At 40.2% G+C, this 24,991-nt stretch carries 17 protein-coding genes; 12 read left to right on the top strand and 5 right to left on the bottom strand.

What is annotated here, in order from left to right; genetic code table 11:
- Window positions 1-40: 40 nt before the first annotated feature.
- From ABIB30_RS23725 to ABIB30_RS23700, 6 genes are all read left to right on the top strand, one after another.
- The gene (locus tag ABIB30_RS23725) at window positions 41-2,137 is read left to right on the top strand and encodes a peptidylprolyl isomerase (protein ID WP_354305535.1); all 2,097 of its coding nucleotides are present in this window, start codon (window positions 41-43) and stop codon (window positions 2,135-2,137) included.
- A gap of 64 nt (window positions 2,138-2,201) precedes the next feature.
- Complete coding sequence (locus ABIB30_RS23720; protein ID WP_354305534.1) at window positions 2,202-2,717, top strand: DUF2480 family protein; 516 nt, start codon at window positions 2,202-2,204, stop codon at window positions 2,715-2,717.
- Window positions 2,718-2,748: 31 nt separating this feature from the next.
- The gene (locus ABIB30_RS23715; RefSeq protein ID WP_354305533.1) at window positions 2,749-3,525 is read left to right on the top strand and encodes a DUF3108 domain-containing protein; all 777 of its coding nucleotides are present in this window, start codon (window positions 2,749-2,751) and stop codon (window positions 3,523-3,525) included.
- Between the two features lie 91 nt (window positions 3,526-3,616).
- Window positions 3,617-4,183 (top strand): DUF3109 family protein, encoded by a 567-nt coding sequence (locus ABIB30_RS23710; protein ID WP_354305532.1) that lies wholly within the window; start codon window positions 3,617-3,619, stop codon window positions 4,181-4,183.
- 18 nt (window positions 4,184-4,201) lie between these two features.
- Window positions 4,202-5,062, top strand: a complete 861-nt coding sequence (gene rfbA, locus ABIB30_RS23705) for a glucose-1-phosphate thymidylyltransferase RfbA (RefSeq protein ID WP_068405340.1) — start codon at window positions 4,202-4,204, stop codon at window positions 5,060-5,062.
- 25 nt (window positions 5,063-5,087) lie between these two features.
- Complete coding sequence (locus tag ABIB30_RS23700) at window positions 5,088-5,960, top strand: ROK family protein (RefSeq protein WP_354305531.1); 873 nt, start codon at window positions 5,088-5,090, stop codon at window positions 5,958-5,960.
- 104 nt (window positions 5,961-6,064) lie between these two features.
- On the opposite strand, the gene ABIB30_RS23695 is transcribed toward ABIB30_RS23700, so the two are convergent.
- On the bottom strand, window positions 6,065-7,840 hold the full coding sequence (locus tag ABIB30_RS23695) for an aminopeptidase P family N-terminal domain-containing protein (RefSeq protein ID WP_354305530.1): 1,776 nt from the start codon (window positions 7,838-7,840) through the stop codon (window positions 6,065-6,067).
- A 233-nt stretch (window positions 7,841-8,073) separates the two neighbouring features.
- On the opposite strand from ABIB30_RS23695, the gene ABIB30_RS23690 reads away from it, so the two are divergent.
- Complete coding sequence (locus ABIB30_RS23690) at window positions 8,074-8,295, top strand: hypothetical protein (protein ID WP_354305529.1); 222 nt, start codon at window positions 8,074-8,076, stop codon at window positions 8,293-8,295.
- A gap of 127 nt (window positions 8,296-8,422) precedes the next feature.
- Window positions 8,423-9,532 carry a ThiF family adenylyltransferase gene (locus ABIB30_RS23685; RefSeq protein ID WP_354305528.1) on the top strand — a complete coding sequence of 370 codons (1,110 nt, stop codon included), beginning with the start codon at window positions 8,423-8,425 and terminating at the stop codon, window positions 9,530-9,532.
- A 48-nt stretch (window positions 9,533-9,580) separates the two neighbouring features.
- Here the strand turns inward: ABIB30_RS23685 and ABIB30_RS23680 are convergent, their stop codons facing one another.
- From ABIB30_RS23680 to ABIB30_RS23665, 4 genes are read right to left on the bottom strand one after another with little or no spacing between them, the layout of a single operon-like run.
- Complete coding sequence (locus ABIB30_RS23680) at window positions 9,581-10,801, bottom strand: ABC transporter permease (protein WP_354305527.1); 1,221 nt, start codon at window positions 10,799-10,801, stop codon at window positions 9,581-9,583.
- An 11-nt stretch (window positions 10,802-10,812) separates the two neighbouring features.
- Complete coding sequence (locus ABIB30_RS23675) at window positions 10,813-11,559, bottom strand: ABC transporter ATP-binding protein (RefSeq protein ID WP_354305526.1); 747 nt, start codon at window positions 11,557-11,559, stop codon at window positions 10,813-10,815.
- Complete coding sequence (locus ABIB30_RS23670; RefSeq protein ID WP_354305525.1) at window positions 11,556-12,812, bottom strand: efflux RND transporter periplasmic adaptor subunit; 1,257 nt, start codon at window positions 12,810-12,812, stop codon at window positions 11,556-11,558. Before ABIB30_RS23670 ends, ABIB30_RS23675 begins: the two co-directional genes overlap by 4 nt.
- A 3-nt stretch (window positions 12,813-12,815) precedes the next feature.
- Entirely contained in the window at window positions 12,816-14,150 is a 1,335-nt protein-coding gene (locus tag ABIB30_RS23665) for a TolC family protein (RefSeq protein WP_354305524.1), read from the bottom strand.
- A 185-nt stretch (window positions 14,151-14,335) separates the two neighbouring features.
- Between ABIB30_RS23665 and ABIB30_RS23660 the strand changes: the two genes are divergently transcribed.
- From ABIB30_RS23660 to ABIB30_RS23645, 4 genes are all read left to right on the top strand, one after another.
- Window positions 14,336-15,433: a sensor histidine kinase gene (locus ABIB30_RS23660; RefSeq protein WP_354305523.1), complete on the top strand. Its 1,098-nt coding sequence runs from the start codon at window positions 14,336-14,338 to the stop codon at window positions 15,431-15,433.
- Window positions 15,402-16,139: a LytR/AlgR family response regulator transcription factor gene (locus ABIB30_RS23655; protein WP_354305522.1), complete on the top strand. Its 738-nt coding sequence runs from the start codon at window positions 15,402-15,404 to the stop codon at window positions 16,137-16,139. The genes ABIB30_RS23660 and ABIB30_RS23655 overlap by 32 nt, the downstream gene beginning before the upstream one ends.
- A gap of 571 nt (window positions 16,140-16,710) precedes the next feature.
- The gene (locus ABIB30_RS23650; RefSeq protein WP_354305521.1) at window positions 16,711-22,374 is read left to right on the top strand and encodes a beta strand repeat-containing protein; all 5,664 of its coding nucleotides are present in this window, start codon (window positions 16,711-16,713) and stop codon (window positions 22,372-22,374) included.
- Window positions 22,375-22,377: 3 nt separating this feature from the next.
- A partial coding sequence (locus ABIB30_RS23645; protein ID WP_354305520.1) for a hypothetical protein occupies window positions 22,378-24,991 on the top strand: 2,614 nt, incomplete at its 3' end.

Here is a 24,991-nt window from a genome sequence, read left to right as displayed (position 1 = left end):
GTATCTTGCGCCCTCTTTAGAAATATAAATAATAGATATTATGGGTTTTATGACATTTTTGCGGAATCGCATGGGCATTATCTTAGTGGGCGCCATCGGTTTTGCAATTGTTGCATTTTTAGTCGGTGATGCAATTAACGTAGGAAAGCCTTTCTGGGCAGCATCTCAAAAAGTTGTTGGGTCAGTAGATGGTGAGGAAATCAACATCGATGAATTCGGTCCTAAAGTAGATCAGAATTTACAACAGTTCAAACAGCAGTACGGTGGTAGTGCTAATCCTCAAATGACAGCTATGGCTGTTGACAATGCATGGAATGGTGAATTAGCTACTTTATTGCTGGCTAAAGAATATCACCGTTTAGGTTTAGGTATTTCCAGCGAAGAATTGTTCGATTTATACCAGGGTAAAAATCCCAGCCCGCTGATCGTTCAATATTTTGGTAATCCTCAAACTGGTCAGGTTGACCGTGCTGCGGTAATCAATTCATTGAAACAACAAGCCTCAAATCCTCAGTTGAAACAACAATGGGATTTATTGGAAGCTGAAGTTGAAAAACAAGCTTTACAACAGAAATATGCTAACTTAATTAAAAACTCTGTTTACGTAACTTCTATTGAAGCTAACGATGAATATCAAAACAGAAATAAACTTGCTAATTTCAACTATGTAAGCCTGGATTATGCAAGTATTCCTGATGCATCAGTTAAGCCTTCGGAGTCTGATTATTCAGATTACTACAACAACAATAAAAAGAGATTTGATAACCCAACTGAGACCCGTTCATTTGAATATGTTTCTTTCAGTGTTAATCCAACTAAAGAAGATTCTGCTGCCGTTAAAGGCCAGATAGAAAAATTAGCTGCGGATTTCAAAGCTTCGAAAAGTGATTCTTTATTTGCAGCAGTTAATTCTGATGTAAAAGTTCCATATGCGTATATCAACAAAGGTAAATTAGACCCTAAAATTGATTCAGCAGTATTTGCTTTACCAGCAGGAAGTTTCTACGGACCAGTGTTCAGTGGAAATTCTTACAAATTGGTTAAAGTTATCGATACTCGTTTTTCTCCGGATTCAGTTAAAGCAAGTCATATTCTTTTAGACGCAACCAAATTAGGTGGTGTGGATAAGGCAGAGAAAATGGCTGACTCTTTAAAAAACCTGATTCAAAAAGGAGCGAGTTTCGCTGAATTGGCTAAAACTTACAGTGTAGACGGCTCGAAAGATAAAGGTGGTGAACTGGGTACTTTCTCCAGAGGTCAAATGGTGCCTGAATTTGAGAATGCAGCATTTAATGGTCAGGTTGGTGAGCTTAAGGTAGTACGCTCACAATTTGGTGTACACTTAATTAAAATTGAAAAACAAATTGGTTCTTCTAAAGTAGCTAAGCTGGCTTATATTGAGAAAAACCTTACACCAAGCAGCAAAACTAAGGATCAGGCTTATAAAAAAGCATCTAACTTCCTGAATATAGCTAAAGGTGATAACTTTAGTGCTGAAGCTAAGAAATTAGGTTATACAGTAGCAGTTGCGGATAGAATTACAGGAAGTCAGGGTTATGCGCCAGGATTAGATAATCCTCGTCAGTTGATCCGTGATGGTTTTGCAGCTAAAAAAGGTGACGTGTTAACAGAAGTTTATCAAATGGATAATGCTTTCGTTGTAGCACACGTAACTGACATTAAAGCAAAAGGTATTCTGCCTCTTGATGCTGTTAAAAAGGACATTGAGCCAATGGTGATCAATGCTGTTAAAGCAAAGATGCTAACGGAAAAATTAAACAATGCAGCTAAAGGTGCTGGCAGTCTGGCTCAGGTAGCTCAGAAAGTTGGTAAAACAGTTACACCTGTTTCTAACATTGTTTTCTCTAACCCTATTGTACCGGGTGCAGCACAGGAAAATAAGCTGATTGGTAGTGTATTTGGTTCAGCACCAGGTAAAGTATCTAAGCCAATTGATGGTGAGCATGGCGTATATGTATTTACAGTAAATGGATTTACTAACCCGGCACCAATTGGAAATACTTACAAACAAAAAGAAACTATGCGTCAGGTTATTGCTCAGAAGTCATTAGGAGCAGCATTCCAGGCATTGCAAGATAAAAGTGACATAAAAGACAATAGAGTGAAATTCTATTAATCTTATTTTACGTAATTTTGAAACCGGAAGTACATCACTTCCGGTTTTTTTATTTTAAGCGAAAATGGATATTCAGGAAAATATAGTCAATAAGGTTGCTGCCAGTGGTTTAGTTACATTTAATCTGGAGCTTTACTACGATCAGGGAGAAAGGGTAGTCTATGATATTAAAGAAAACCTGTTCCACGGTCTGATGCTTAGAGAAAAGGATTTCAGAGAATTTATTAAAATTCATGACTGGGCATCTTACACAGGAAAAAATGTAGCTGTGATCTGCAGTGCAGATGCTATTGTGCCAACCTGGGCTTATATGTTATTGGCCAATAAGTTGAAGCCTTTTGCAAATGAAGTCGTTTTTGGTGGTTTAGATACCCTGGAGGCTGTTTTATTCAGTAAGGCCTTAGCCAAAGTTGACCTTTCTGTATACCAGGATGCGAGGGTTGTAGTGAAGGGATGTGCGGATATTGATATTCCGGTATCTGCTTATGTAGAGATCACTTCTTTGTTAACTCCGGTGGTAAAAAGTATTATGTATGGTGAACCTTGTTCTACAGTGCCTATCTTTAAACGAAAGGATTAGTTTTTTGGAGGAGTTTTTGTTTAGATCAGGTATGAGAAAATTGTTTTTGCTGTTTGTATTTTTGATTACCATCGCCGATGCTGAAGCTCAGGAATTACCGTTAAAGAAGGAACCTATCTTTCAGGCGGGTGAAGTTTTATCTTATAAATTGAAATATGGCTTTATCACAGCTGCCGAGGCTACGATTAAAGTCATGAATTCTGACCTCAAATTTGAGGATAATGAGACTTATAAACTGGTTGTCGATGCGAAAACTTCGGGCACCTTTGATATCTTTTATAAAATCAGGGATCATTACGATTCTTATATAGACAAGACGAAACTGACTCCGTATTTTTATCAGGAGGACATTAAAGAGGCAAGTTATACCAGAAAAGACAAGGCGAGGTTTACGCAGGAAGCCAAAAAGGTGGTTTCTAATAAGGGTACCTTTACTGCACCAACAAATCAGACCTTTGATCTGGTTTCTGCTTATTATTTTGCCCGCAGTCTGGATATTTCCAAACTAAAGACAGGAGAGAAGTTTAAGCTGAACTATTTTCTGGGTGATGGCATTCATCAGCTGGAAATTAAGTATGTTGGAAAAGAAGTTGTAAAAAGTAAACTGGGAAATATACGTTGTCTGAAATTCAGCCCGTCTATTGATCCGGGCAGGATCTTTAGAAAAGATAGCGCTTTGTATCTTTGGATCACTGATGATGGCAACAGGGTGCCTGTAAAGGCTCAGGTAGAGATTATCGTGGGTGCAGTCACTATGGAAATTAAATCGGCTGACGGACTGAAATATCCGCTGGCTAAAGAAAAATAAGAAATCATCATGATTTTCAAATTACAAAACGAATGAACATGAAATCATGATAGCTTCATAACCGCTGAAAAGCAAATATATTCTGATAAAAATGATAGAAATACAAAATACCCTGATACACGAAGATGTTATACGCGAAAATTTTGTGTGTAATCTGAATAAGTGTAAAGGTATCTGTTGTGTGGAGGGAGATGCAGGAGCGCCTTTAGAAGTAGCTGAAACAGCTATTCTTGCGGAGATTTATCCTAAGATAAAACATATGCTTGCGCCAAAAGGGATCGCAGCAATTGAAGAATACGGTACCTCTGTAGTAGATGCAGATGGTGACCTGACTACACCATGTGTTGATGGTAATAAGGAGTGCGCTTATGTTACTTTTGAGAATGGAATTACTAAATGTGCAATTGAGAAAGCACACGAACAGGGAATCGTGGATTGGCAAAAACCAATCTCCTGTCATTTGTATCCTATCCGGATTACACAATATCCGGAATTTGATGTGCTTAATTATGACAGATGGCATATCTGTTCTGATGCCTGTGCATTTGGAAGGGAGCTTAAAGTACCAGTCTATACCTTTTTAAAAGGCCCGCTGATCAGAAAATATGGCGCTGACTGGTATGAGGAATTAGAAAATAGTGTATCTTCAAATCTATAATCATAAAAATATAAAATTTTGAAAGGAATAATTTTAGCAGGGGGGAGCGGCACCAGGTTGCATCCCTTAACTCTGGTCATGAGTAAACAAATGATGCCTGTTTACGATAAACCAATGATTTATTATCCATTGTCGACATTAATGCTGGCTGGAATCAAAGAAATACTGATTATTTCTACCCCTCATGACCTTCCTAATTTTGAAAAGCTTCTGGGAGACGGTAGCAGTTTAGGCTGTAAATTTTCTTATGCTGTTCAGCATGAACCTAATGGTCTTGCCCAGGCTTTTGTAATTGGAGCTGACTTTATTGGAACGGATAAAGTTGCGCTTGTTTTAGGCGATAACATTTTCTATGGTGACGGTATGACTAAGCTATTACAAGCAAGTTCTGATCCTGATGGTGGTGTCGTTTTTGCCTACCGTGTATCAGACCCTGAACGGTACGGAGTAGTGGAATTTGATGACGATAAAAAAGCAATATCTATTGAAGAGAAACCTGTAGCACCGAAATCTGATTATGCAGTTCCAGGACTGTATTTCTATGATAACAGTGTGGTAGAAATCGCGAAAAATATTAAGCCTTCTCCACGTGGTGAATATGAAATTACCGATGTAAATAAAGTGTATCTTGAACAAGGAAACTTAAAAGTTGGTGTATTGAGCCGTGGAACAGCATGGCTGGATACAGGTACTTTTGCTTCCTTAATGCAGGCCGGACAGTTTGTACAGGTTATTGAAGAACGTCAGGGTTTAAAAATCGGATGTATTGAAGAAGTAGCTTACAGAATGGGCTTTATTGATGCTGAGCAACTACGCAAAATAGCAACCCCACTTGTTAAGAGTGGATATGGTGCTTATTTGCTAAAAATGATCAAATAAATTTAAAACAATCTTAACCAGAAACATGAATTATAATTTGCCTAAACTACCTTATATAGGGGTAGATATTGGAGGCTCTCATATTACAGCAGCACACGTAGGTGCTGCTGATTTGAAAGTAATTAAGAGTTCTCTGATCAGAGAACGCGTAGCTTCTATGGAAGGTGCTGATGTAATCATTAAGTCTTGGGTTGATGCTTTATTGCCACTGATCGAAAATCAGGGTGAAGAAACCACCTATGTTGGCATTGCGATGCCCGGACCTTTCGATTATGAAAAAGGAATCTCCCTGATGAAAGGAACTAAAAAATATGACTCATTATATGGGTTAAATGTTTTAGAAATTTTAGCTGAAAAATTAAATATCCCAGCTAGTCATATTCTTTTCAGAAATGATGCTGAATCGTTTTTGCATGGTGAATTGGCCTCAGGAGCAGTGGCAGGAGAGAAACGTGCGTTGGGAATTACACTTGGAACCGGATTAGGTTCTGCAAGTAATTGTCAGGGTAAAACTGTAGACTCGGACCGTGCATTTATTCCATTCAAGGACAGTATTGCTGAAGAGTATATTTCTACAAGGTGGTTTTCAAAGCGTTATAAAGAGTTAACCGGAAAAGATATTAAAAATGTAGAATCTCTGCTTGAATCTGATGAACAGGGAATCAAGGATCAGATATTTGAGGAGTTTGGCCAGAATCTGGCAAGTTTCCTGAATGATTTTATTGCTGAAGAGAAGCCTGATGTTATTGTGATCGGCGGAAATATAGCCAAGACATGGGATTATTTTATTCCAGAAGTAAAAAAGCATCTTCAAGATCAGCATGTCGCTTTAAAACAAAGCATCATGTGGGAAGATGCAGCTTTAGTTGGTGCTGCTTATAGCTGGCAGCTTGCTTAAGACTTACGCTTAAAAAGAAATTCGGTGCTCTTGTTAAAATTCAATGCCCCCAGAAAGTGTCTAACTTCTTGGGGGCATTGCAAAACAAGAGTACCGCTTTTTATTTATATAGCTTTAGTAGCTTCTTTCAGCCAGTCGTTTTCTTCCTGACTTAGTCTTGGACTTAGTTTTTCAAAAACTTCTGCATGATAACTGTTCAGCCAGTCGATCTGTGATTGGTCCAGCAATTCTTTTTTCACAATGGTCGTATTGATTGGAGCAATAGTTAATGTTTCAAAACCATAAAACTCGTTAAACTCATTCACTTCAATCGCAATCGTTTGTACGAGGTTTTCAATACGGATACCATGTCTTCCGGGACGATACACTCCTGGTTCAATAGAGGTGATCATACCCAGTTCTATAGAGACAGGAGTATTGGTTGGGTTAAAGACTTGCGGGCCTTCATGTACATTCAGGAAATAGCCTACGCCATGGCCTGTTCCATGCCCATAATTGATTGTGTAATCCCATAATGGTTTTCTGGTGATCGCATCGATCTGGTATCCGCAGGTTCCTTTAGGGAATTTTGCTTTACAGCCATCAATCATACCTTTCAGCACAAGTGTATAATCTGTTTCTTCCTGTTCGGTGGTAATACCCATTGGGATAGTACGGGTAATATCTGTCGTACCATAAAAATACTGACCTCCTGAATCTACCAGGAACAGACTTTCAGGAATTACTTCTGCATCGCATTCAGCCGAAGGTGAGTAATGCGGTAAAGCACCATGGGCTCTGAAGGCACTGATCGTTGTAAAACTATCTCCGATAAATCCTTCTTGTGCCGCTCTGTACTGGCGGAGCTGCGCAGCTGCAGAAAGTTCTGTAATTTTGGTTTTTCCAATAGTTTCTTCTACCCATTTTAAAAACCTGGTGATGGCAACACCGTCTTTAAGCATAGCTTCACGGGTATTCTTAATTTCAGTTTCGTTCTTAACAGCTTTCAGATTGGTAGAAGGGTTGGTTTCCTTAATAATCTTTACAGCAGAAGGTACCAGCTTCGCATAAGCATAGCAGTTACGTTTTGGATCTATAAATATGGAGGTGTTTATTGGAAGCTGAGTCAGGGCACGTTCAATTTCTTCGTAAGGAAGAACTTCAACTCCGCTTTTCAGTAAGGTCACTTTTTCTTCTGCTGTTAGTTTATCGGGATTAATGAATAAAGTAGCATGGTCCTGATTAATCAGTGCGAAGGCCAGCACCACAGGATTAAAGTTTACATCTTTACCTCTGATATTGAATAACCAGGCAATATCATCCAGTGAAGAAACCAGGTGATGGTCTGCCTGATGTTTAAGTAATGCAGCCCTTACTTGCGTTAGCTTGCTGCTTACAGCTTGTCCAATGTGTTCATCCGCAATTAAAAATGCTGGATCAACGGGTAATGCCGGACGGTTTTCCCAGATCGGGCTTAAATAATCTTTGCTGACTAATTGAATACCTCTGGTAGATAATTGCTGGGTAAGCAGATCGCCTAATAAAACAGAAAGTAACTTCTCATTGGTCGCCACTATAGCACCTTTATCCAATTTTTCATTTAACCACTGTATATATTCTGGTGCATGCTGAACTTTTTGTTTGACCAGTTCAAAACCACTGTCTGCTAATTGTGCAGCTCCTTGTTCAAAATATCTGAAATCAGTCCAGAGACCAGCAAAATCATGTGTAATTACTAATGTGCCTGCAGAGCCGGTAAACCCTGAAGTAAATGGGATACATTTATAGTGTTTTGGCAGGTATTCACTGATATGAGGATCAGCAGATGGGATGATATAGGCCTGTACATTATCGGCCTTCATTTGTTTACGTATTTCGCGTAGTTTATCCTGATATGTCATATTGCAAATGTTGTTGTATAGAATTTGATGTCCAAATTTAACGAATTTATTTACACGCTTGAGACAATGGATGTTTTGAAGATGGGGTCAGAAAAAAATAGTTGCCTTAAAAAGTGGCCTGAACAGATTATAAGCTGAATTTTTAATTATTCTTTAGCAATAGCAACAAAAACACGCCGTTATAGGAGTTTTAATTTATCTTTGGGGTCGAGGAGAAGAATATGGGATTGAAAATGCGTATAACGTATAGAGACACAGATTATGTGTACGAAATTGTAAATGGTGCGTCAATAAATAAAGAAACTACCGAATTGAAAATAATTTTAAACGGGCAGCCGGTAACTTTATTGAAAAGTATCAATCAGGTCTGGATGCAGCAGGAGAGTGAATTTACTATTGAACCTGATCTTGCTCAGGCTTTAGGCAGATCTGTATCTTTGCGCTACCGTATGTAATCACAATCCAATATTCCTCAGAAAAGCTCCACAGACAGCCGGTTTTAATCGTGCCAGGTAACCTGTTTTTTTCGAAAGTTCTTTCAATGCGCTATCTTTATATCCAGACCATTTTCCGGATTTTAAAATGAATATAAAGGGCGAAGCACGCTATCAGCGGCAAATATTACTTAAAGATTTTGGGTCTGGTGGTCAGCAGAAGCTTTTTGAAGCAAAAGTGCTGGTCATTGGTGCAGGTGGACTCGGTTGTCCCATTTTACAATATCTTGCTGCGGCTGGTATTGGCACTTTAGGGATTATAGATCATGATGTAGTAGAGCTGAGTAACTTGCACAGGCAAATTTTATACACAGTTGCAGATGTGGGACTTTCAAAGGCATCCTGCGCAGCAGAAAGATTAAGGAAATTCAATCCTGATATTACAATTATTCCCTATCAGTTACAATTGACGAATCAGAATGCGGTATCAATTTTAAATGAATTTGATATTGTGATTGATGGCTCAGATAACTTTCCGACACGGTATATGATCAACGATGCCTGTGTATTATTAAACAAACCTTTAATCTATGGCGCATTGTCCGAATCCGAAGGACAGGTTGCTGTCTTTAATGTGGCAGGCGCTGATGGTGTTAAAGTGAATTACAGAGATGTTTTTCCCACCTCCCCACAGCCAGGTGAAGTTTTAAATTGTTCGGAAGCAGGAGTGCTTGGTGTTTTACCAGGCATTATTGGAACAATGCAGGCCAGTGAGGCAATCAAACTGATTTCGGGGATTGGAATACCGCTGATCAATAAAATGATCATTTATAACCTGTATTCTGGAGAAACGTATAAACTCAAGTTATCACCTGCAGCTTTAGGAGAGACAACTTTACCCGCTAGTCTGGAAGCTTTCGCTCAAATGGATTATCAATGGTTTTGCGGTATTAAACAACAGAGCGGAGAAGTTAAAGAAATGAGTCCGGCAGATTTTAATAAAATGAAACAAACAGGGGATTTCACAATTATTGATGTGCGGGAGCCAGGTGAACTTCCTGCAGCATCCGGATTTGACTTTGTCAGTTTACCACTATCTGAACTAAGAAAGCAAATTCCACCTATTGAAGGAAAGAAAGTAATTTTGTTCTGCCACTCTGGAATCAGAAGTGTCATTGCAGGAGAATTATTGCTGGAAGCCTATCCTGATAAACAATTTTATAGCCTTAAAGGTGGCGTCTTACGCTTGAACCTTTAATGGATAAGGCAGGAAAAGTATAGTAGTACTTTTTCCTGCCAAAATTAATTATTCGTAACGCAACGCTTCAATAGGGTCGAGACGGGAAGCCTTTAAGGCCGGATAATAGCCAAAGAAGATCCCTGTAACTGCACAGACCAGGAAGGAGATCACAATAGAGAACTCAGAAATTACGGTTGGCCAATTCAGCATTTTAGGGACTATCAATGCCGCTGATACCCCGATCACGACACCAATCACACCACCGGTAATACTGATCATAACTGCCTCAATTAAAAACTGAAGCAGGATATCAATTCCCCTCGCCCCAATAGACATTCTTAAGCCTATTTCACGTGTTCTTTCGGTTACTGAAACATACATGATATTCATAATTCCAATTCCGCCAATCACTAGAGAAATACTGGCTACCGCAGTTAATAAAGCGGTCATCATACTGCTGGTAGAATTCATCATGGTCATCAGCTCTGCTTGTGTCCTGACCTGAAAATCATTATCCTGATTCTGTCTTAAGCGATGAGATTCTCTCAAAATCGAATTGATTTCATTAACCGCAGCATCAGAAGCACCCTCATTAATTGCAGACGCATAGATACTTCCAAAATAAATAGAGGAAGTTATTCTTTTCTGAATGGTTGTATAAGGTGCAATAATCAGGTCATCCTGATCCTGTCCGAAATTGCTATATCCTTTAGGGACAAGTACACCGATAACCTGAAAGGGAATCTTTCCGAACCTGATGATCTTGCCTATTGGATCTTCTCCATTCGGGAAAAGATTGTCGACAACTGTTTTGCCCAGTAAACAAACCTTGGCTGATGCCCTCACGTCCTGGTCGGAAAATACAATTCCCTCTTTGATCACCAGTTTTCTGATATCAAGGTACTCCGGACTAACTCCTTGTATATTCGTCGGCCAGTTATTTGCCCCATTGATTGCCTGTCCGCTAGAGGAGGCCAGCGGAGAGAGTGTAGCAATATCAGGCGCACTTTTCTTCATAGCTTCCACATCCTTGTAGGTTAAAGTTTTAAAACTGCTTCCGCCTAATCTTGCTCCTCCAGGTTCATTACTATAAGGAGTAATGGTGATCATATTGGAGCCCATACTAGACAGTGATGCATTAATACTTTCTTTTGATCCTTCCCCAATGGACATCATTGTGATTACAGAACCCACTCCTATAATAATACCGAGCATAGTGAGCAAGGCACGTAATTTATTGCGTTCTAAAGCTAACAGGGCCAGTCTGACCAGATTAATGAGTTTCATAATCGCATATTTTAATAATCATCGGCTGCTGGCAGAGAAGCTAAAGCCTCTTTGGCAGACCGATGGTTAGTATTCATTGAGTCTTTTTGAACCTTACCGTCTCTAAGCATGATCGTTCTGCTGCTGAATCCTGCAATGTCAGGCTCGTGCGTAACGAACACAATTGTTTTTCCATTCTGATTCAAATCCTGCATCAGGGACATGATTTCATAAGAGGTACGTGTATCCAGATTACCCGTCGCCTCATCTGCCAGAATCATTACCGGTTCATTTACCAAAGCTCTTGCAATGGCTACACGCTGCTGCTGACCGCCTGACAATTGGTTGGGAGTGTGGTCAAACCTTCCATCCAGCTTCACAGCTTGTAAAGCTGCAATAGCTCTTTCTTTTCTCTCTTTCGAACCTATTGCAGGATTATAAAGCAAGGGTAATTCTACATTTTCCAATGCCGTAGTACGGGGTAGTAAATTATAAGCCTGGAAAACAAAGCCAATCTTCGTATTTCTTAGTTTGGCCAGCTGATCTCTGGAAAGCTCTTTCACATTGACCTTGTCGAGCATATAAATCCCGTCTGTAGGTTTATCCAGGCATCCAAGCATATTTAATAACGTTGTTTTTCCTGAACCGCTGCTTCCCATAATGGTTACGAATTCTCCAGCATTGACCTCAAAAGAGACCCCTTTCAATGCCCTTACAATTTCAGTACCCATGGTAAACTCACGCTTTACATTCAGGATTTCCAGAATTTTGTTGTTCATCGTTTTCTTCCTCCCGGTCTTTGTGGCATAAACGGACTCTTAACCGCAGCGGCATTTGCTGCGGCAACAGATTCAGTTCCGGTAACCACGACCTCATTGTCATTTAATCCACTTAATACCTGCACATGGTTATTGTCATTCAAACCAATTTTAATCTTTTTCTGAATGAGCTTGTTCGCTTGTAAAACCCAGACATAGCTGTCAGGAACCTTTACCGTCTCAGATTTGGAAGTGCTGTCTGACGTTTGTTTCCTCATTTTATTACCATCAGCACCATGCGCTTTACGTTCATGTCGTTTTTCGGGTGCTGGTATAAGCTCGTACTGTTTCTTTAAGGATGAATCCGGATTGAACTTTATGGCTTGTACAGAAATCAACGAGGCATCTTTAACCTCCTTCGTATAAATTACAATGTTGGCTGTCATTCCCGGCTTTAATTTTTTGTCATTATTTGGTGCATCAATCAGTGTAGAATAAGTCACCACGTTCGCCGATATAGAAGGTTGCAGACGAATCTCTTTCACCGTCCCATTGAAAGTATCATCAATAAAAGCATCTACAGTAAATGATGCTCTCAACCCAACAACAACATTACCTATATCGGCCTCATCCACCTTTGCCTGGACCTGCATTTTGGTGATATCTTTCGCAATGGTGAAAATTGTAGGGGTATTAAAACTGGCTGCTAGTGTTTGCCCGATATTCACACTTCTGCCTAACACAACACCGTCAATAGGAGAATAAATCTGCGTAAAAGAAAGGTTTCTTTCTGCCGCTCTTAACTGCGCTTGAGCACTATTAACAGTAGCTTTAGCCACCTGATAAGTATTTAAAGCGATATCATAATCCTGTTTACTGATAGAACCCGTTTCAAACAATTGTTTTTGACGGCTAAAATTTGCAGCCTGATAACTCTGATTGCTCTGCGCCTGCGCCACACCCGCTTTGGCCTGATCGACTGTGGCCATAATCAGTGTTTTATCCAGTTGCGCAACAAGCTGACCTTTTTTTACTGTAGAATTGAAATCAGCATATAAAGCAGAGACTGTTCCCGATACTTGTGTACCTACAGTAACCGTGTCGACAGGTTGTACCGTTCCGGTGGCCGTTACACTCGTGGAGATTGCACCCTTACTGACGGTTTCTGTGGTTAGCACAACAGGTTTTTCTTTAGTCCTTAAAAAGAAGTACCAAACCAAACCAGCTAAAACAATCACTGAGACTATAATTAACCTAATTTTTTTAGAGTTCATGATTTATAATTTAATGGGTGTTCCCAAGTAAAAGGCATAAATTCTTGCAGCAAGTGCAGCATTATATTTTGCTTGTATATACGATTGCATCGCCTGGACGTATAAATTTCGCTGCTGATAAAAAGAGACAATATTAAAGACGCCAATCTTTAATTCCTGAGTGGCTATCCGGTAAACTTCTGTGTTGTACTTTAATTGTTCAATTGCTGAAACTAACTGACTTTGTGAATTCTGCGCAGTGATATAAGCTTTTTCAGTAGTTAGTGCCAGCGTGGTTTTTGTGTTTTCCAATGCCAGATCAGATTGGATAGCCTGTATTTTTGCCTTAGCAACATTGGTCTTGTTGATTCTGTTCGTGAAAATCGGAACAGAGAGCGTTAGTCCGCCCTGCTGATAGAAATTATTATCAAATTGTTTGAAAGCATTATAGGTCGGATCATTCGCATAACTTGTCCCGACTCCAGCTCCCAATGTTAAAGTGGGGAGGTAACCAGACTTAGCTTTATCCACATCAAGGGCTGCTATGCGTACGCCAAGTTCAGCATTTTTGATTTCAGGACGATTCTGTAAGGCATATTGTTGTACCGTTTGCAGGGCTGGGATGGATTGATCAGAGATTACAGTGTCAGGTTTTATAATATCAAAATCATGAGTTGCAGGTAGTTGTAATAACTGTTTTAAAGTAATTTTATCCTGGCGCTCTGCATTTTGTGCAGTGATCAAATTATAATGATCCCCGGCGAGTTGTGCCTGAAATTGAGCTACATCTTTTTTTGCGGCAGTACCCACCTCAAAAAGATGCTGTGTCTGACCAAGTTGTGCAGTCGATGTTTTGACCAGATCCTGATTGTACACAATACTTTCCTTATCGAGCAGAATGCTTAAATACGCCTGCGTAATGGCCAGGGTAATATCGTTCTCAGTAGAAAGGACAGTGAAATTTGCAGACTGAACAGCCAAATCTTTCTGTTTAATATCAGTTTTCAGATAACCTCCTTTATATAATGTCCAGGAAGAGGCCAGTCCATAAGCACCAGAATAATTAATGGCATTGGTTGAACCATTCGTATTCAGGTTATAATGATTGAAAGATTGAGACGCTGAACCAGAAAGATTGGGCAGCAGTGCAGATTTCGACTGTAGTTCGTCTTGTTTGGCGCTTTCGGTAGTTAGTCTTAATGTCTTGAGTTGAATATTGTTTTGCTTTGCATAGTCAAGACAGGTAGCCAGATCCCATATCACTGGAATATCTTTAGTTGTCGTGTCCTGGGCGAAACCTTGAATACAGGAGAAGCCAAGAAACAAAAAGAGCAGGCTCTTAATGGTTAATTGTGACATATGATGAGATTAAAAATCCGGTTTAACAGATCTAATTAACGTTAATTAACGAGGCGAAAAAAGTATAATCGACTGGTGGTTAAAACATACCGACAAAGAACAAAAAGTGGACGATGGAAAGATTTGCACCTATTACTATAGGTTGATTACCTTGCCCTAATAAATATAATTAAATTTTTGAATAGATGAATGCAGTAAAAAGCCGTTCCTATATCACAGTTCTTCTCCATATTTTATTATGGATGCTATTCGCCTTTATCCTGCTTTTTTATATGCCATTAACTTGGAGTATTACTGTACCTCCCCAGTTCTGGATCAAGCAAAGTTTTGAACTGTTTCTGCTCATTATTATCTTTTATGTCAATAGCTATATCTTCGTTCCGCAATTGCTGATGAAGAATAAGTCTTTTCTGTTTTTGCTGATTATAGTTTTGGTGGCAGCGCTGAGTAGCTTCCTCGTGAAATCTTTGGATGACGCGTTGAATTTACCTTTTCTAATTAACCAGGCATTTATGAAAATCGGTATTCCGAAACTTCCGAAAGCCGGAAACAAGATGGATATTTTTCTGATCATGATGACTTTCCTGGTGATCGGAATCAGCACCAGCGTAACCCTGATACAAAAATGGCAAGCTAATAAACAATTGCAGGAAGCACTTGAAAAAGACCGGATAGGATCAGAATTGTCCTTTTTAAAAGCCCAGATTAATCCTCACTTCTTTTTCAATACGCTGAATAATATCTATGCCCTAACACATGTGGACGTAGAGAAATCCCGTAATGCACTGCATAAATTATCGAGAATGATGCGTTATCTCTTGTATGACACTCAGGCAGGCAGTACCCCACTCAGCAAAGAAGTCTCCTTTATCGTCGATTATATTGAGCTCATGAAGCTTCGGCTGAATGATACGACTAAAGTTACTTTTGAAGGTCCGCTGATCAATAATGATATACAAATCGCACCTATGTTATTTCTTCCTTATATTGAGAATGCCTTCAAACATGGTGTAAGTTCAACTTCATCCTCGGTGATCTCTATTGAGCTGAGTATGGAAGAAGATCTCCTTGAGATGAAGGTAAGGAACTCGATTTTTAATGAAAATGCAGAGATTGCAGATAATTATGGGGGTATAGGACTCACAAATACTAAAAGACGTCTGGATTTATTATATCCGGGTAAGCATACTTTTTCGGCCGGTAAGACTGAAGATACCAATGAATTTATTGTTCACTTAACCTTAATACTTGATGATACTGAATTGTATAGCGGTAGACGATGAGCCACTAGCCCTGGGGCTGGTTTGCAGTTTTATTGAACAAACTCCTTTTTTACATCTTGCAGGCAGTTTCTCCAGTGGGGTAACCGCGCTGACTATGATTCATGAACAGGAAATAGATCTTATTTTTCTGGATATACAGATGCCAGATCTAACGGGGATTCAACTGGCCCGGATTCTGGACAGACAGCCCGGTAGTAATGGCCCGAGAGTAATATTTACCACGGCTTTTAACAACTTTGCACTCGAAGGCTATAAAGTCGATGCGCTGGATTATCTGTTGAAACCATTTAATTATGAAGAGTTTCTGATTGCAGCCAATAAGGGAAGAGCTTATGCTGAACTGGTTAAACCTGCCCAGCAAGCCACTATTCAGACTGAACAGGAAGAAGAGTATATCTTTTTAAAAGTTGAATATCATCTGGTTAGAGTTGCTATTAAAGACATCCTGTATATTGAAGGACTTAAAGATTATGTAAAAGTTTATCTGGAAAACGCAGACAAGGCGATATTGACTTTAACCAGCCTTAAGGTTCTGGAACAAAAGCTGTCTGCTAAAATATTTATGCGGGTTCACCGATCTTACATCGTTTCACTTGAAAAGGTAAATTCTGTTACCAAGAATAGTTTGAACATCGGCTCACTAAGTATAACCGTGGGTGAACAATATAAAGATGCATTCAACACCTACCTGAGCAGGTGGATGTAAGTGATGTAATTAACTTAAAGTTTCTAATTCTCGAAATTGGAAATCAATTCAACTTACCGGCTTTTTTAGGTAAAAAGGAGTGGCCTCATTCCTTTTTCCGGTTAGCTCATATTTTTATTTCAGAAATAAAATTTAAAATTAATTAACTGACAGTCAGTTTGTTGACTCTTATTTTTGCGTTGTGCTGTGGTAACTTTGCTTATGATGCAATAAAATTCAGATATGGATTGGTAGCTTAGCTCCCAAATTGAGAAATTTTTGCAAAAGTGGACTTACCTATGAGTTTAAAATGCAAATATTCAACGCTTAACGATTGTTCCTGTAAATATATTTCCAGTAATGAAAAAACATCTAAAGTACAAAAAAGACGGTCTCTCTCCACTAATTTTCATACCACCTGAATGTGTTATGAATTATCAGAAGATTCCTGATTCGCAATTTTAATATTTAACTGCTAACCTATAATTGGAAATGAATAAACAGTGTACTCTGGCTTTAGAGTGGACTTGTTTATGCTCGTTTCCCCTTTTTGCTATAAAAAATAATCTACTATTTTAAATTCAATACGCTCATGAATAAAAAAGTTAAGCATTTTGCCGTGCTTATCGGACTGCTCTCTGCATTCGGTGCTAAAGCTCAAGTTGGAATTGGAACTAATGTTCCTGATGCAAGTGCCCAACTTGAAATACTTTCTACTTCAAAAGGTCTTCTTATCCCAAGGATGTCACTTTTACAACGTAATGATATCAATAACCCTGCCAATGGTTTATTAATCTACCAGACAAATAGTTCTTCTGGCTTTTATTTTTATAATAACGGACAGTGGCAGAGGCTGGTAAATAACTCAGAGTTAACTTCAGGAGGCAATGGAACTAGTGGAAATACTATCTTAAATGGAAATGTTGTGCCTTCTTCAGCTATAGGTTCAAACGGAGATTTCTATTTGAATACCAGTAATAATACTTTATATGGCCCCAAAGGATCAGGAAGCTGGCCAGCAAACGGGACAGTATTAGTAGGTTCAAAAGGAGATCCGGGTATACCTGGTTCACAGGGAATCCAGGGAATAGCAGGTCCAAAAGGAGATCCTGGTGCACCCGGAGCACAGGGGATTCCTGGCGCAACAGGTTCAAAAGGAGATCCTGGGACGCTTGGAGCACAGGGTATTCCAGGTGCAACCGGTCCAAAAGGCGATCCTGGAGTACAAGGTATCCAGGGTATTCAAGGGATTCCTGGGATTCCGGGGAATTTTTTGCCCGGAATAGGGAAAACAGTCACATCTGGAGGGACTATAACGATCGTAAACGGTCAGGAGGCTGTTTTGAAAGACTTTACACTTGACCTTGCGGACAATGCCGTTACCTCAGTTAAAATTGCTGATGGAACAATTGGTAATATTGATCTGGATAAAAAGAACATCCCGCTGAGTGGATTCGGGGTGCCAGCTAAAAATGTGTCCTTTGGAGGGTACAGAATTACGAACCTTGCTGCGCCGGCAAAAGATCAGGATGCGGTTACAAAAAAATACGTTGATGATAAACTGATTACAGGGCCAGTAAACCCTGGACAAATACCAGCATTGAGCTATGATGGAGCGAGTAACTTATCTATAAGAGGTGGAAATACAGTAAGTCTTGAAAACCTGAACCAATCTTTGAGTCTTGTTGGGACAGTATTATCTATATCAGGACCAAGAAACAGCCAGGTGGATCTTTATTCATTGCTAAACGACGGTAGCAGTGGCGGACCAGTAGTACATGATGCTACACTCACAGGCCTTGGAAATTTAAGCAAGCCATTAGGGCTTTCAAACACAGGAGTTACTCCTGGTGAATACAGATCTGCAAATGTTACGATAGATGCAAAAGGCCGTATTACTTACGCAACATCGGGTGCTGGTGGCAATATAGGGCAGGGAACTGTAACTTCTGTAGCTGTAACTCCGGCAAATGGGTTAACAGGTTCAGTTGCTGATCCATCAACTACCCCTAATATTACACTTGGAACTTCAGTTGAAGGTATCCTAACAGGAAAAGCAGGCGCAATTACAGCAGCAGCAACGACAGGTACAGGAGCTATTGTTTTAAGCGACTCTCCAACATTAACTACACCGAACATCGGAAATGCTACTGGTAATATTGACGGTACTGCACGTAATATATCAGGTATTGTTCCCATTATTAATGGCGGTACAGGTGCAAATAATGTACCAGACGCCAAAGCAAACTTAGGTATTGGAAATGTTGACAATACCTCCGATATCAATAAACCAGTTAGTAATGCCGTTAGAAATGAACTGAATAAAAAAGTAGATAACAATGCTCCGATAACTGCTGCTACTAAAACTAAAATAACTTATGATGCTAAAGGATTAGTGACCAGAGGCGAAGACGCAACTACTGCTGATATTGCAGAAACAACGAATAAAAAATATGTTACTGACGCGCAGCTTACCCTAATCAATAACATGACCAATATTAATACAGGTGACCAGATTGCACTTACGGTTCCTGTTACCCCAAAAGGCGCACTGGTTTCAACCAATGTACAAGCTGCATTAGAGGAATTACAAGGTAAAATAACCACCTCTGCAGGTGGCGGAATGACTGGTGTTAAACACGATGCAACCTTAACCGGAGACGGCAATATAACAGACTTAAGCTTAGCAGACAAAGCGGTTACGCTGGCTAAAATGGCCGATGCTTTACCAAATTCATTAATAGGAAATAGTACAGCAATAGCAGGCAAACCAGAATACATTACTGCTGGTAATGGTATCGCCATCAACGGAGGAACATTAGCGGTGAACATCCCCGATGCAACAACAACCAAATCGGGCTTGCTTACGCCGGCAGATAAAGCAAAATTAGATGGTTTAGGTAATAGCAGTTATATTTTGACGGCAGCTTCTGCGACTATCTTAGGAGGAATTAAAGTTGGTGCAAACCTTAGTATTGATGCAGGCGGAGTATTATCCGCAACCGCATCAGGCAGTACCAGTGGAATAACCAGTGTAACTGCCGGAACAGGGTTAGAAGGAGGAGCTACCAGCGGCAACGCTACTTTAGGACTGGCACCTATCCCTGCAAATACAATTTTAGGTAACTCCGGATTGACACCTGCAGTACCAACCCCATTAAATGCTGCAACAGTCAAATCGGTACTTCTTTTAGATAAAGTTCAAAATGTTGACCAGACAAATGCAGATAACCTGACTACCGGAACTCTTAAAGAGAAACTATTCGGTGCCGGAACGATTCCTGTAGAGGCTTTGAAAACTACAGGTACTGCTGATGCAACGAAAGTTCTTCGCGGTGATGGTACCTGGGGTACAGTTACAGCTGGTTCCTTAACAGGTATTCTTCCGGTTACCAATGGCGGAACTGGTAAAGATTCTTATACTGCCGGAAACTATATTAAAGCAGGAAACGCAACTACGCTGATCGAAGTTACCCCAGCCGATCTGAAAGCAGAACTCGGAGTGAATTTAAAAGAAGACGCTGCTAATAAAAGTCTTGATGGAACATTTGCAAGTAACTCAGATGAGTTGTTCCCTACAGAGAAAGCAACAAAGACCTATGTAGACAAAACAGTTGCCGCAGCAGTAAAAGCAGCTGAAATAGGAGCAGGAGCAGTTCCTGATGCAGATGCAACTACCAAAGGAAAACTAAAATTAGCAGGAGACTTCACCGGTACTGCAGATTTACCTTTAGTCAAACAAGTAGGTGGTTTAGCTGCTGATGTAATTAAAGACGGTGTTAACCTTGCAAATGCAGCAACTGCCATCAATACACCCAATACAATAGTTAAAAGAGATGCCAACGGTGACTTCTCCGCAGGTAAAATCAAAGCAGATTTAATAGGGAATGCGACCACTGCAACCACAGCAGGCTCTGCTACCACAGCCGGTAACGTAACAGGTGTAGTTGCAATTGCCAATGGTGGAACAGGAGCAACAGATGCTGCCGGAGCAAGAACAAACTTAGGTCTTGGAAATATCCAAAATACAGCAGATAAAGATAAAATCATCAGTGACCTGACTAAAGCAGCACTGGATGGAAAAATAAATATTACAGAAAAAGGATCACCTTCAGGCGTAACTCCATTAGACGGTTCTGGTAAAATTGACAGCAAATACTTACCAAACTCTTTGACTGGGGCAGTTACTTATCAAGGTGTCTATAATGCGGTGTCAAATTCACCAGCACTGGCAGCCCCGGGTTCAGCTAACAAAGGATATTATTTTGTAGTGACCACAGCAGGGACACAACAAGGTTTGACTTTAAACGTAGGAGACTGGGTAATTTCAAATGGAACAAACTGGGATAAAGTAAGCAGCAGCAGTACAATTTCTACTGTATTTGGCAGAACCGGAGCAATTGCTGCGGCACCTGGAGATTACACCACAGATCAGGTAACTGAGGCTGGCAATAAATATTACACTGAAGCAAGAGTGAGTGCAAACCCTACCGTTGCAGCGCACACCGCTGCACTTGCGGGTAAAGAAGATGCCGTTAATAAAAGTACTGATGGAACATTTGCCAGCAATTCGGATGTTAAATTCCCAACAGAAAAGGCAATAAAAACATATATTGATAAAAAGGTTCCTGCATTTACAGCAGCCGACGCCAATAAAGTACTTACTGTAAATAGCGGTGGAACCGCTGCATTATGGACAGCTAGTACAGGCGGTGGCAGTGGAACAGTCACTTCTGCTTCCATTGTCAATGCAAATGGGATCAGTGGTACAGTAGCCAACCCAACTACTACGCCAGCAATTACATTAATACTGGGCGCAATTACCCCAACAGCCATCAATGCTACAGGAGCTATCACTACAAGCGGAACAATTACCGGAAGTAACTTAACCGGAACAAACACCGGCGATCAGACAGATATTCCTGGTAAATCTCAAACCGTAGAAACCAATGCAATTATTACTGGAGATGTAAAAACTACGACTAAGAATACTGTGGTTATCCAACCCGGTGTAGTTACTTATGCCAAGATGCAAGCCATGACGGCAAATAAGCTTTTAGGATCTGGCGCGTCAGGAACAGCAGTAAGTGAAATTACGCTGGGAACAGGCTTAAGCTTTACTGGTAATACACTCAATGCAGCAGGTGGCAGCGGCGGTAGCGGAACAGTAACCAATGTATCCCTGACAACAGCTAGTGGTATTGTTGGTTCAGTGGCAGCCCCTAACACTACGCCAGGTATTTCGCTGAGTTTAGGAAATATCACGCCAACCTCTATCAATACATCAGGAACAATTATTGGAAGTAATTTAGCTGGCACAAATACAGGTGACCAGACTATTGCACTTTCGGGCGATGTGAGTGGAACAGGTACCGGGCCAATCACCACCGCAATCGGTACGAATAAAGTGACCTCAGCGCATATTCTGGACGGAACAATTGTCGCAGCAGATATCGCGAACCAAACCATTACCGCTACAAAATTAAATAACATTACCGCTAACGGAACAACAGGACAAGTCCTTTCTTCAAACGGAAGTGGTGGGTTTACCTGGACAACACCAGCAAGTGGTGGAGGCGGTGCCACAACAGACTTAACTTATACTGCAGCCCCGCTAACAGGAACAATTACACCAACAAGCCCTGGAAAAGCAGTTGTTATTCCAGGCGCAACAGCCGTGGCGGCCGGTTTGATGCCAAACACAGATAAAATTAAACTAGATAAGATTGATGACATCGTAACTGCTACCGATGCAAATAAAGTATTAACAGTAAGTGCAGACGGTACAAAAGCAAAGTGGGTTACTCCAGCCGCGGGCGGTGGAAGTTCCGGCTACCAGGTTTATAAGTTGAATGGCGGAAAGGTTATGGTTAAAGCATCCGGCCCTGGAGTAACTTATACTTTAACGGGTAATGCAATGAATATTACGATCCCGGCAGGTGTACTTGTTTATTATATCAGAGCGAATACAACACTTCTGGAAATAGGGAGTAAATCGTTTATTAGTCTTTCTATTAAAGATGAATCAGGATTGGTCAACAACGATGCTACTGATACAATGATTCCATTTATAAGTTTTGCTCAGAGAACAGCAGCAGCTGCAAGTTTAAGTACCGCGGACAGTTACCAGCCTGCAGGTACCGGCAATCTCAATGTTCAAACCGTAGGATACAGTGGAGGAACACTAAATCTTATGTTAACCGGAGTGAACAACCTTACAAACGGTAACGGATTCTATGTAATGATTAATTTTTAACAGATGAAAATATCAAGGTTCTGCGTATTTATTATTCTGATTTTCTCAGTCTGCAGCAGTAAAGCACAATCTATAGTACAGTTCAACGGACAGTTTGTGATCCAGAAAATTGAAGCTATGGGAATCAATGAATATCAGATTCGGGGAGTTTTTACCGATCAGTCGGGTGTATTTCAGTCAACCGATGGGCTACCAGGTGACAGGATCATTGATGGCAGTGGAAAGATGTTTGAAATTATCTCCCTGACTACAGAAGGTTCTATTATCAATGCATTGTCAAAGGCAATGGATGGAGTTGCTCCAACTATTGGAGATGGATTGATCTATCGTCCGTCGGCTAAAGGATTTCCATTGATTACCAATAATGCAGGAGTTGCGATTCTGACCAGTGCCCAAAATACAGCAACCTTATCTATAGACAATAGTATCCCTACTTATGGTTCTGGTACCACACTTCCTGAAGCCACAGCAAAAGTTGGAGATGTCGTGCTGCTTTCCGGTAATTCAAAAATCTATAAGATGGAGACTGGTGGCTGGAAAATGGTCACTAATATCCCTTTCGTATTTGGTCTTCCGGATAATGCAGTTAAGGGCGATGTTGTTTACAATGCGCTTGATGATCAGAATTATACTTATGACGGAAACTCCTGGATATTACCAAAAGTACTGACCGCGCTGCCTACACAATCTAAATATGGAGATGTATTCTATGACAAAAGTCAGCAGAAGCTATTCATGTTCGATGTCAATAACAAGTGGATAAATATTGGTGGATTATCTATTCCAGGCGGGCCGGGAACTGAATTTCCTGGCAATAGTAAGCCCGGAGATCTTTATTTCAACACAGATAACAATACACTTTACGTCTTAGATAATTCCAAAAAATGGTTAGAAATTTCTGCTAACGGATCCACTCCATCAGGAGATACGAATCCAGATCCTTCTGCTGTTCTTGTCAAAGAAGGAAACCTGTTTTACAACACAGCAGACCATAAACTATATGTTTACAATGGTACAGCATGGGTGCCTGCCGATCTTTCACTAAACAGCGGACAAATCTTTATGGGAAACAGTTCCAACATGGCGAGCGGAGTAACGATCTCCGGAGATGCAACTCTTGGGGCTTCCGGCAGATTGATTATTGAGAAGAATGCAATCACAGATGAGAAACTTGATAAAGCACGTATTCCACTAAGTGGCTTTGGCATTCCTACAGATGATATTAAGCTGGGTAATGGAACTACAAATTTTAAAATTACTAATCTTAAAGATCCCTCACTCGCATCAGATGCTGTAACGCTTGGTTATTTAAAATCGTTGTTTGCAAAACCTGCTCTTTTAGCCTTACCTGCCGATAACTTTTTTATAGGAAATTCTTCTGGTATAGCTACTGCAGTTGCCAAAAGTATGATTCCAATCAGTGGATTTGACAGGCCTTTGAAAGATGTTTCTATGGGTGACGGAATCCCTGGTGGTGTAAGTTTCAAGATTACCAATATGAGTGATCCAAAGCTTCCTCAGGATGCCGCAACAATGAATTATGTCGATAATCGCATCGTTGCGCCAGGAAAGCTAAGCCTTCCAAAAGGATTTATGTTTGTTGGAAATGATATTAGTACAGCAACAGCTGTAGAAAAAAAGAGTATTCCTTTTAGTGAATTTGGACCAGCTGTACTTCCTGTTTCTTTAGGAGGATTTAATATGACTAATCTGGCTGAACCAAAGGATGCTCAGGATGCAGCGACCAGGAATTACGTAGATACTAAAGTTATTGTCGCTGCTAATATCTCCTTAACTAAAGGGAACTTTTTCGTAGGTGACGATAAAGGAAAAGCTGCCGATGTATTGAAAAATACGATTCCTTTAAGTGGTTTTGGCTTACCAGTTGTACCTGTTTCTATGGGGGGGCTTGTGCTTAATAATTTAGGTACTCCAGTAGCTGACGGAGATGCATCTACAAAGAAATATGTTGATGATCAATTTAGAAACCCGGATTCTCTGGTTTTACCTGAAGGGTCTTTTTTTGTTGGAAATGATAAAGGAAAAGCTAAACCCACAGCTAAAAAACTAATTCCTGTCAGTGGTTTCGGAGAAGCAAAAGACAATATTTATATGGGAGATAAGGATACACAATTCGGTATTAGTTTCCTGAAATATCCTGAGGCTCCTTTAGATGCTGCTACCAGAAGTTATGTAGATGATCAGTTTGCTATCCCTAGCTCATTAACTATTCCAAGAGATCACATGCTTGTAGGTGACATATTAAACAAGGCAAAAGCAGTTGCGAAAGATGATATTCCACTGAGTGATTTTGGAAACGCAGTAAAGGATATTGCAATAGGTAATGGAACAACTAATTTCAAAATTATCAACCTTGCCGATCCATCAACCGATCAGGAAGCCGCTACTAAAAAATACGTAGATTCAAAAACTACCAAAACACCAGTAGGGCCCACCGCTCCGGGTACAGCAGTTGCAGGTGATACTTACTACAACACCGCAGATAACCGCCTGTACGTTTATAACGGCACAGACTGGGTACCTGTAGACAATAAACTAAACAACACAGAACTATATGTAGGAGATGCTAAAGGTAATGCCGTTTCCACTCCAAAAA

This window comes from Pedobacter sp. UYP1 (assembly GCF_040547305.1).
Taxonomy (GTDB): Bacteria; Bacteroidota; Bacteroidia; order Sphingobacteriales; family Sphingobacteriaceae; genus Pedobacter.
This window is presented reverse-complemented; position numbering and strand designations above follow the sequence as displayed.

Coding starts and splice junctions, on each gene's coding strand:
- ABIB30_RS23725 (WP_354305535.1), top strand. CDS start 41: ATGGGTTTTATGACATTTTTGCGGAATCGCATGGGCATTATCTTAGTG.
- ABIB30_RS23720 (WP_354305534.1), top strand. CDS start 2,202: ATGGATATTCAGGAAAATATAGTCAATAAGGTTGCTGCCAGTGGTTTA.
- ABIB30_RS23715 (WP_354305533.1), top strand. CDS start 2,749: ATGAGAAAATTGTTTTTGCTGTTTGTATTTTTGATTACCATCGCCGAT.
- ABIB30_RS23710 (WP_354305532.1), top strand. CDS start 3,617: ATGATAGAAATACAAAATACCCTGATACACGAAGATGTTATACGCGAA.
- ABIB30_RS23700 (WP_354305531.1), top strand. CDS start 5,088: ATGAATTATAATTTGCCTAAACTACCTTATATAGGGGTAGATATTGGA.
- ABIB30_RS23695 (WP_354305530.1), bottom strand. CDS start 7,840: ATGACATATCAGGATAAACTACGCGAAATACGTAAACAAATGAAGGCC.
- ABIB30_RS23690 (WP_354305529.1), top strand. CDS start 8,074: ATGCGTATAACGTATAGAGACACAGATTATGTGTACGAAATTGTAAAT.
- ABIB30_RS23685 (WP_354305528.1), top strand. CDS start 8,423: ATGAATATAAAGGGCGAAGCACGCTATCAGCGGCAAATATTACTTAAA.
- ABIB30_RS23680 (WP_354305527.1), bottom strand. CDS start 10,801: ATGAAACTCATTAATCTGGTCAGACTGGCCCTGTTAGCTTTAGAACGC.
- ABIB30_RS23675 (WP_354305526.1), bottom strand. CDS start 11,559: ATGAACAACAAAATTCTGGAAATCCTGAATGTAAAGCGTGAGTTTACC.
- ABIB30_RS23670 (WP_354305525.1), bottom strand. CDS start 12,812: ATGAACTCTAAAAAAATTAGGTTAATTATAGTCTCAGTGATTGTTTTA.
- ABIB30_RS23665 (WP_354305524.1), bottom strand. CDS start 14,150: ATGTCACAATTAACCATTAAGAGCCTGCTCTTTTTGTTTCTTGGCTTC.
- ABIB30_RS23660 (WP_354305523.1), top strand. CDS start 14,336: ATGAATGCAGTAAAAAGCCGTTCCTATATCACAGTTCTTCTCCATATT.
- ABIB30_RS23655 (WP_354305522.1), top strand. CDS start 15,402: ATGATACTGAATTGTATAGCGGTAGACGATGAGCCACTAGCCCTGGGG.
- ABIB30_RS23650 (WP_354305521.1), top strand. CDS start 16,711: ATGAATAAAAAAGTTAAGCATTTTGCCGTGCTTATCGGACTGCTCTCT.